The sequence below is a fragment of the Paenibacillus caui genome, from assembly GCF_019904135.1.
Classification (GTDB): Bacteria; Bacillota; Bacilli; order Paenibacillales; family Paenibacillaceae; genus Fontibacillus; species Fontibacillus caui.
In genome coordinates this window covers 86,620-96,015 of the sequence record NZ_JAIOGQ010000019.1, presented here as the reverse complement: position 1 = coordinate 96,015, position 9,396 = coordinate 86,620, and the positions used below count along the sequence as shown (strand labels likewise).

General features: G+C 52.3%; 5 protein-coding genes and 2 pseudogenes. 6 read left to right on the top strand and 1 reads right to left on the bottom strand.

Going from position 1 to position 9,396, the window contains the following annotated elements; all coding sequences use genetic code 11:
* Together K7397_RS21555 and K7397_RS12945 are read left to right on the top strand one after the other, a co-directional pair.
* Positions 1-142: pseudogene (locus K7397_RS21555) on the top strand (IS256 family transposase); the annotation flags it as partial.
* A 657-nt stretch (positions 143-799) separates the two neighbouring features.
* Positions 800-952, top strand: a complete 153-nt coding sequence (locus K7397_RS12945; protein ID WP_223068370.1) for a transposase — start codon at positions 800-802, stop codon at positions 950-952.
* Between the two features lie 115 nt (positions 953-1,067).
* Here K7397_RS12945 and K7397_RS22295 read toward each other — a convergent pair.
* Positions 1,068-1,266: pseudogene (locus K7397_RS22295) on the bottom strand (ISNCY family transposase); the annotation flags it as partial.
* A 434-nt stretch (positions 1,267-1,700) separates the two neighbouring features.
* Between K7397_RS22295 and K7397_RS12940 the strand changes: the two are divergent.
* From K7397_RS12940 to K7397_RS12925, 4 genes are all read left to right on the top strand, one after another.
* Complete coding sequence (locus K7397_RS12940; protein WP_223068369.1) at positions 1,701-2,663, top strand: ABC transporter permease; 963 nt, start codon at positions 1,701-1,703, stop codon at positions 2,661-2,663.
* A 13-nt stretch (positions 2,664-2,676) separates the two neighbouring features.
* Positions 2,677-3,555 carry a carbohydrate ABC transporter permease gene (locus tag K7397_RS12935; protein ID WP_223068368.1) on the top strand — a complete coding sequence of 293 codons (879 nt, stop codon included), beginning with the start codon at positions 2,677-2,679 and terminating at the stop codon, positions 3,553-3,555.
* 43 nt (positions 3,556-3,598) lie between these two features.
* Entirely contained in the window at positions 3,599-5,236 is a 1,638-nt protein-coding gene (locus K7397_RS12930) for an extracellular solute-binding protein (RefSeq protein ID WP_223068367.1), read from the top strand.
* A gap of 68 nt (positions 5,237-5,304) precedes the next feature.
* Positions 5,305-9,342 (top strand): FIMAH domain-containing protein, encoded by a 4,038-nt coding sequence (locus tag K7397_RS12925; protein WP_223068366.1) that lies wholly within the window; start codon positions 5,305-5,307, stop codon positions 9,340-9,342.
* Positions 9,343-9,396 lie beyond the last annotated feature (54 nt).

The window sequence follows — 9,396 nt, the reverse complement described above, 5'->3', positions numbered from 1 at the left end:
GGACGAGGCGCTGCTAAAGATGCTGTATCTGGTCACCATGGATGTCACCCGCAAATGGACAGGCCGTGTCCAGAACTGGGGCCAAATGCTGTTGCAGTTCTCGGTCTTCTTCCCCGAACGCATCGGCCAACATCTGCCGTAAGGGCAATCTCCCCCATGGGGGAGTCTCTATAAATGAGTTTACACAAAATTATTGACACACCCCGCTAACACCGTATTCCGCTGCGGAGCTGACGCTCCTTGGTCAGCAGATGCAATAGGGATAGAAGTAAGTTCAGCAGACAACCCTGCACCACCTAACCGCATCGCGGCCGGGACTGGCGTCCCTTAAGGTGGAGAGAGTTCGTGAATACAAGAACGTTATTTGAAATTGATGTAATGGAAATAATAAAAGCAAAAGTTCAAAAGATGCACAATCAAATCCATTTTTTTAACTACCAGAAATACAAGTGTACCAATGATTGTGGTCGCGGAAGATTCTGAAGCAAAGAAACAAGGGCAAGATGGAATATTTGTACTCTGTAGCGATAAGTGCGGAATAAAGATGAAGAAGACCTTAAACGAAGAGATCAATTTATTTGAACCTGATGGTGAAATATTAAATCTAAAGTAATGGCAATAGATATCTGAACGTTTATTCGATGAGGACATCAACTATACAGAACACCGTATTCACGCATCGGGTCGGCATTTCGCCCCCTCGATCTGCCCGAGGCATCTCGAGGTAGCGAATTAGGTGGACTAACCTGCTATGCTGGTCTAAGAAATTTAGACAGCAAAAAAGGAGTTTCTTAGTTGTATGGCAACGATGAGACGGAAGTTTACATTCGAACAAAAAGCACTAATCGTACTGGGAATTCTGAAGGAGGATAAGTCGATTTCGCAGCTGTCATCCGAACATGGCATCCATGCGAATGTCCTCCAAACGCCGGCTTCTGTTTTCACAGCATGATGTTGATCCCATGGGGATATCTCCCGCACCTTCGCTTGGTTGTGTCCTCCAACAGTGGACAACAACATAGGCATTCTATATGTTCTCTTTTCCAATTATCGGTGGGGAAACTTCCATGTATTTGGATCAACTTAGGCAGCGCTTCGTTGGCTGCTTTTTTCGTTGTCATGCCGAGCAGACGAAGCTCGATGACTAGACGGTCCTGGAACGTTTTCCAAAGGCGATCCATACGGGCCCTTAGTTTGAGGGGGAATGGCTTTAATATGTTCCATATTCAGATCCGCCATTGCCTTACCTAAATGGAAAATGGGCTTGACAGTGTTAAGAGCTGCTGCCCGGTTCTCGATCTCTTCGCTTCATGCATGGGCCAGTTTTCTTCCTTGATTTGGATGAGCAAGTCCCTGTGCTCCTTTTGCTTTATACCCATCCATAATTTTTTCTACGACCAGTACCTTTGTGTGCTCAATGTCATTGCTTCCTGTACCAAAGTGACATTATCTATATATTGACATTTAAGCGCTTTCATGATTTAATTTATTTAACAAGCAATCGAATATCTAATGGACTGGAGAAGATGAGAAGTCCGAATCAATGGCGTGCCTGCACACAAGGTGAGACCTTGGAGTGTGCAGTATTGACTCGGTTCTCATCTTTTTTTGTTCCCAAGAGATTCGTAGGGCCGTCATATTACGCCGAATCGGCGTTAACAAACCGCTGATAAATAGCGGAAAGTTAAAGGGGGAACAGAATGGAACAGACAAATTTGCCTTTGAGGAGAAGAGGGTTACCGAGAGGATCGCTCGTTTTTGGCGGTTTTCTTAAGGCGGTTAAAAGCCACTGGCAACTGTATCTATTAATTGCTCCGGTTCTGGTTTATTTCATTGTTTTCCAATATTTACCCATGTACGGAGTGCAGATTGCTTTTAAAGATTTTATCGGCTCGCGGGGCATTTGGGGCAGTCCCTGGGTCGATTGGAAACATTTCGAACGATTCTTTGAAAGTTTCTTTTTCGAAAGATTGCTGTGGAATACGATTAGCATCAGTTTCTATGAACTGGCGGTCGGGTTTCCGATCCCGATTTTGCTGGCATTGCTGGTGAATGAGGTGCGAAGCAATCGTTTTAAGAGATTTGTGCAAACGGTAACATACGCGCCTCATTTTCTTTCCACCGTCGTTCTCGTCGGTATGATCATTATTTTCCTGTCACCAGCAACAGGGTTTGTGAACAAATTCATTACGCTTTTTGGCGGGGAACCAATTTATTTCATGACCGAGCCGGGGTGGTTCAAGTCCATCTATATTTTCTCTGGCGTTTGGCAGCAGATGGGCTGGAGCTCCATCATTTACCTCGCGGCATTGACGGGCATCGATCCGCATTTGCACGAGGCGGCTCGCGTGGACGGCGCTTCCCGCCTGCGGCGGATTTGGCATATTAATCTGCCCGGTATCCGTCCGACGATCATGATTTTGCTCATTCTGAATATCGGATCGCTCATGAGCGTCGGGTTCGAAAAAGTGTATCTCTTGCAAAATTCGTTGAATCGTGAAGTGTCGGATGTGTTCTCAACCTATGTATACCGAAGCGGGATTCTCGGTTCGCAGTATAGTTTTTCCGCAGCTGTAGGACTGTTTAATTCCATTGTAAACTTTATCTTGCTGCTAACGGTCAACCGGATCGTCCGCAAGTTGAACCAGGCAAGCTTGTGGTAGGGAGGCGAGAGGGATGAGAATTCGCAATGTCAGTTTATTCGATGTCGTCAACGGCGTGATCTTGGTTCTTGTCTGTGCGGTCGTGGTGTACCCACTGATCTTTGTGTTAAGCGCCTCGATCAGCAATCCTTCGGCCGTGCTTTCCGGGAATATGTGGCTGTGGCCAGTGGACATCACCTTCTACGGGTATGAAAGAGTGTTTAGCAATTCGGACATCCTCACGGGATATACCAACACGATGATTTACACAACCGTCGGTACGGCCGTCAACGTTGTCATGACGGTGATGGCTGCGTATCCGTTGTCCTTGCCGAGCTTTAAAGGACGCAACGTGATCATGGCCGCGATTGTCTTTACCATGTTCTTCAGCGGAGGACTGATCCCCACTTATATGGTTGTTCGCGACCTCGGGCTGACCAATACGATGTGGGCGCTCATCCTGCCGAATGCGGTGTCCGTCTACAACATTCTCGTGATGCGCACCTATTATCAATCGAGCATACCCGGAGAAATATTGGAGGCTGCCGCCATTGACGGCAGTTCGGATTTCCGAACGCTTACAAAAATCGTTCTGCCGTTGTCCGGACCGATTTTGGCGGTCATGGTGTTGTTCTATGCCGTAGGACATTGGAACGCTTACTTCAGCGCCCTTATTTATTTGACCGATCGGGAACTGTATCCGCTGCAGCTGTTTATGCGGGAGATTTTGATTCAAGGGCAGATGGAAGAGATGGTTAATGCCGCCGATAGCTCGCATAACCAGACACTTCTCAACGAGGAAGCCGTCAAGTATGCAATCATTGTCGTGGCCAATTTACCTATTCTCCTTCTGTACCCGTTATTGCAAAAATATTTTGTAAAAGGCGTCATGATAGGAGCTATAAAGGGGTAATCGCCTCTTTAAGCAATTTAGAACGTGTTAAGGAGGGGATTCAATGAAGAAGTTCCACAGAAAATGGGCGAGGGGTGTGCTCTCGCTCTTCATTGCGGCAAGCTTGATCACAGGATGCACGCAAGGGGATGGAAAAGAGCAGGGAAGCTCGCAGAAAAAAGAGGCAGAGGCAAGCGAAAACTTGAATCCGACGGGAATGCCGATTATGAAGGAACCGCTTGAGCTGACTTTTTTTACGGGGCTTTCGGCGACAAATGGCAATACTCCGTTCGAAGAGCGGCTCGTCTATCAGGAAATGGAAAAGATGTCGAACATGAAAATCAATTTTCAATTTGTGCCGTTCGACGCTCTAACGGAGAAGCGAAATCTGGCGCTCGCCAACGGCGATTATCCGGATGCGTTCTTTACCGCCCGGGTGCCCGCGAGCGATCTGATGCGGTACGGAGCGGAAGGCATATTCGTCCGGCTGGATGAGCTGCTCGAACAATATGCGCCGAATCTGACGGCATTAATGGAGAAATATCCGGCGCTTCGCAAGGCGTTGACGATGCCCGACGGCCACATCTATTCCATGCCGTCATTTTACGATCCGGAATTCCTGTCGATGCTGATCGGCGCGCCGCTGTGGATCAAGAAAGACTGGCTGGATCAGTTGGGCATGAAGGAACCGCAAACCATCGAGGAATATTACAACTTTCTGACGGCGGTCAAGAAAACCGATTTGAACGGGAACGGAAAAGCCGATGAGATCCCGTACAGCGGAACGAGCATCGGCTCGTTAATTGACCAGATTAAAGGCGCATGGGGTGTTGGAACTCGCGGGCTCGGCCATAAGTATGTGGACGTAGATCCGGCAACGAACGAACTGCGTTTCTTCCGCACCAGCCAGAACTTCAAAGAAGTGCTGGAATTTGTTCACAAGCTATACAGCGAGGGCTTGATCGATCCTGATATCTTCACGCAGGACAGCAAAATGTTGTACGCCAAAGGGGCGAATATGCAGCTCGCCTCGACGATCAATCCGAGCCCGGTCACGCAGTTTGACGGCGAAAACTACATTGGATTGGGCGCATTGAAGGGGACGCACGGCGATCAACTGTACACGCATTTCAAAGTGCCGATGGTTTGGCCGGGGGCTTTTGTGATTACGGATAAAAATCCGAATCCGGCAGCGAGCGTCCGCTGGATGGACTACTTCTTCGGCGAGGAGGGCGCAACGCTCTTCTTTATGGGCAAGGAAGGAGAATCCTATACGGTCAAATCGGACGGCACGCTGGAGTTTATGGACCACATCAAAAATAATCCGGACGGTCTTACAATGGATCAGGCGCTGACCAAATACGTCAGCTATATGGGGGGCAGTTATCCGGGCTACGTGAACATCAAATGGTTCAAAGGCTCCGAATCACTGCCGGAAGCCGTTGAGGCCGGCGAGAAGGCAAAACAGCACCAGTTGAAGGAGCTCTGGTACAACTTTAACTACACCCAAGAGGAAACGGAGTTTATGAGCACGACCGGCTCTGACATCGAAACCTATATTACGGAAATGGAAGCCAAGTTCATCAACGGTTCGACGCCGTTCTCCGAGTGGGATAAGTATGTCGAGACGGTTAAAGACATGGGAATGGATCAATACCTGGAGATCTATCAAGCGGCGTTCGACCGTTATAACGCCAGCTGATTCGGCTATGCTCCCCTATTATTATACAATACCACCTTGTTGTTGCCATTCACAAAAAGGAGGTTATCATGGATATCGATAAACGGTTGAAAAGCCTGGCGATTATATTGATCGTTTGCCTGTTCGCATCTTTGGGAGTGCCGCCGGGAGGAGGCGGGATGGCGCATGCGGAGAGCGGTGGGGCGGCAATTCCCCCGTTTCTGATCACGGAGCTCGTACCGGACACGACCAATGTGAATGATGCGGACGGGTACGAATTTATCGAAGTGTATAACAATACGGATCGGGCAGTTAACGTTAAGGACTATAAAATATTGTACCGGTATCTGGAAAGCGCCACGATCTGGTCCTTCGCACCGGAAGATGTCGTCGTTCCGCCGTCTGGCACGCTCGTCATGTGGATCATCAATGCGTACAATACGGAGAAGACGGCAGCCGATTTTAACGCGCATTACGGAACCGAACTGGTCGAAGGCCGCGACCTCGTGCGGATTCATTCCGGGGGCATGGCCAACACCCGGATGCGGGAAGTCGTGTTCCAGACGAACGCCGGGCATGAGCTGGTTTCGGCTTTTTACAATGAAGGGACGGAAATCACCGAACCGGACAAAGGCATTTTCTATCGGTACCCCGAGGATGGCAGCTACCGGATGGCGCTGATCGGCGGAGGAACGGACCCCGCCACCCCGGGAGTGGTGGAAGCCGGGCAAGTTCCAGAGCAGCCGATCCATATCGAAGACGGTTCGGCACCGGTCATTGTCAATCTGACGAATGCGGAAGTCGATCCGGCGCAAGGCGTCGACCTGGTCGCGGAGGTGCGGGATGACAGCCTGGTGAAGACGGTGACGTTCTTTTACAAAACCGAAGATGGCACCGAATACCAAACGGCCAACCTGACGTTTGACAAGACCGATTTCAAATACCGATATCATGTCGGGTTTCTGGAACTGCTCGGTCAAAGCCGGCTTGATTACTATTTCGTCGCGACGGACGGGATCCATACGACGACGAGCGAACGGTTCGCCCTGCAGCTCGCGTCCGATTCGAGCGACCCCCGCCTCAATGTGCTAGACGGCGGAACGGTCCGCGGCGAGACGACAATCCAAGCGTCTTCCGACCGCCATGATGCGGACGAACTTCGGCTGCTCATCGACGGCGACAAAGTGACAGATACGTATCGGGGTCTTGAATCTTCGGCGTATTTCGTCTTCGAGGCCCAGGGCATGAATGCCAAAAATGCCATCACCACCGATAAAGAAATTCTGTATATGGCCGACCAGGCCGTCAACAATTTCGACTCGGTGATTGCACCTATCGACGCGGCCAAACTGCGGGAAGGAGAGAATGTCATTGCGCTGCGCGCGGGGTCGAGCGAAAGGCCGTATTTCGAAGACGACCCGGAGACGAACCTGGACGATTACGACGTTCGCGACGTGCGTCTCATCCTGTCGGACGGGACGGTCATCAGGCCGGCGGAATATGCGGATCCCGAACAATTGATCGATGTGGGAGACAATGGACGTTTCCTTCCCGTGGTCTACTTCACGTTCGACATTCCGCAGAGTAAGCTGCGGTCGCTCGTCTACCGCTGGGATACGGCCGACGCTGCGGACGGAGAACATATGATCGGGGTGCTGGCTCCGGACGGTTCCGAAGCGAAAGCCCGGATTCTGGTGGACAATACGGGTCCTGTTCTGCAGACGGAAGTGGAGGAGGGCAAGTTATACCGAGGCGCGTTCGTTATCGATGCATCGGCTTCGGATACCGTGTCGGGAGTCGCCGGCATGCGCGCCCGCCTGGATGGCAAGGACATCGAGCTGCCGTACCGCATCTCTTCGACGGAACTGAGCGCGGGCGAACATGTGCTGACGCTAGAAGCAACGGATCGCGCCGGCAATCGGAGTGAGCGAACCGTCACGTTCCGGATCCCTGAGGAGACGCCGGACGCTCCGGAAGTCGTTTCCCCGCCGGATGGCATGGACAACGTTTCCGCTAACGCGAAGCTGCAGGTTCGTGTCAGCGATCCGATGGGCGACTCGCTCGACGTAACCTTCTATGAGGGAGACAAATACGACGCGACTGATCGGGAGCGGGTAAGCTTCTACACGAACGCTGCGGCATGGGAGCCGCCGCCGGTGAGCGTTCCGGGCGGCGAGACGACCGTCGGCGGCGAGGAGCTCGATCGGTTGTCGGCTTCGGACGACAACTATGTCACGGTCGATTCGACGACAAGCTTCCCTTATGTGCGGATGGAGGTCGTGTTCGACCGCGACATCCGCGAAAGCGATACCGTCCAGTTGCGTTGGGAGGGCAAGTCGCTGGCCGGCAGGAAAGTAACACTGTACGCGTGGAATCATCGCACGGAGCGCTGGACCGCTATCGACGATTTTGTGCCGTCGTCCGAAGAAGATTTCGTGCTGAGGGGTCATGTGAACGCGGCGGATTATGTGCGCGACCGCAAGGTGAACGTCATCGTCCAGGATCAGATTCCTGCGCGCGGCGATTACGATTACACGCTCGTTTGGATGTCGGATACGCAATTTTATTCCGAGCTGTATCCGCATATTTACGAATCGCAGGTGAATTGGATCAAGGAACGGGCGGAGGAGATGAACATCCGCTATGTGATCCATACCGGCGACATTGTGAATGAGCCGACGGCGATCTATCAGTGGGAAGCTGGGGACCGGTACATGAAAGTGCTGGAGGATGCAGGCATACCGTATGGCGTGCTCGCGGGCAACCACGACGTCGGAACGACGGACAGCGACTATACGACTTATTCGAAATATTTCGGCGAGCCTCGCTTTATCGGCGAGCCGCATTATGCGGAATCGTATAAGGACAACCGCGGCCATTACGACTTGATATCGGCGAACGGCAATGATTTTATCTTCTTGTATATGGGATGGGGCGTCGACGCTGACGACATGGCCTGGATGAACGAAGCGCTGGCGAAGCACCCGGACCGGATCGCCATCATCGCCCTGCATGATTACTTGCTGCCAAGCGGCGTCAGGTCGGGTATCGGCAACGAAGTGTACCGGGAGGTCGTGCTCAAGAATCCAAACGTGCTGGCTGTATTGAGCGGTCATTACACGGGAAGCGCGCTGCTGACCGATGAAGTGGACGATGACGGCGACGGAGCTCCCGACCGGAAAGTTTACCAGATGCTGAACGATTACCAGGACTTCGAAGAGGGCGGCATGGGTTATATGAAGCTGCTGCATATCGATTCGGACAGCGGAGCGATCTACGTCAATACGTATTCGCCGTACAAGGATGATTACAATTATTACGACCCGGCAGAATACCCGGACAAAGACGAGCTGACGCTCGCGATGGAGCTCACGCCGCGGCTGAAGCGGGTCGCCACTGATTATATGGAAGCGAGATTGTATACCGGGACGGAGATCGGCTCGGCCCGGAATGTCGAGAGCGGCGGGACGGCGGAGGTGGCCTGGAGCGGACTCGAAGGCCGGCAGCGTTATTCCTGGTACGCGGAGGTCAGAGATCCGTACGGCGGCCACGTCTTGTCGGACGTCTGGAGCTTTACGACAGGAGCCGTCCTATCCCCGCCCGCGAATGTGCGGGCGGCAGGCGTGACGGATACGTCCATCGATCTCGCTTGGAGCAAAGCCCCGGCGGAAGACGGCGTGCGCATCCAGTACGATGTCTACAAGGACGGGCAATGGCATGCAACGGTGACGGACTCGGTTTATGCATCTGATTCGCAATTCTACTACACAGTGGAAGGGCTCAAGCCGGATACCGAATACCGGTTTCATATCGTCGCCAAGGACGAGAGGGGGGCCGCTTCGGAGCCTAGCGCCGAAATCGCGGTTCGGACGGAGGTAAACCTGGCTGTCGTCCGGGCGCTTCTCGAACAGTTCATCGCTTCCGGGGAGCTTGCAGGTCCGTTGGCTGTGCAGCTGACGAACCGGCTCGAGCAGGCCGAACATCATGCCGCCAATGGCGCCATTGCACAGGCGGCGAAGCATATGGAAGATTTTCTGGCGCACCTGAATAACCCGGCCATGGAGCCACATGTGACGCCGGAGGCCAAGCAGCGTCTGGCGGACAAAATAGCATTGCTTCTGGAATAAGTTCTCTTTTTATAAAAGAATTTACAATCGACCTTGCTCCTCGATATACTTCAT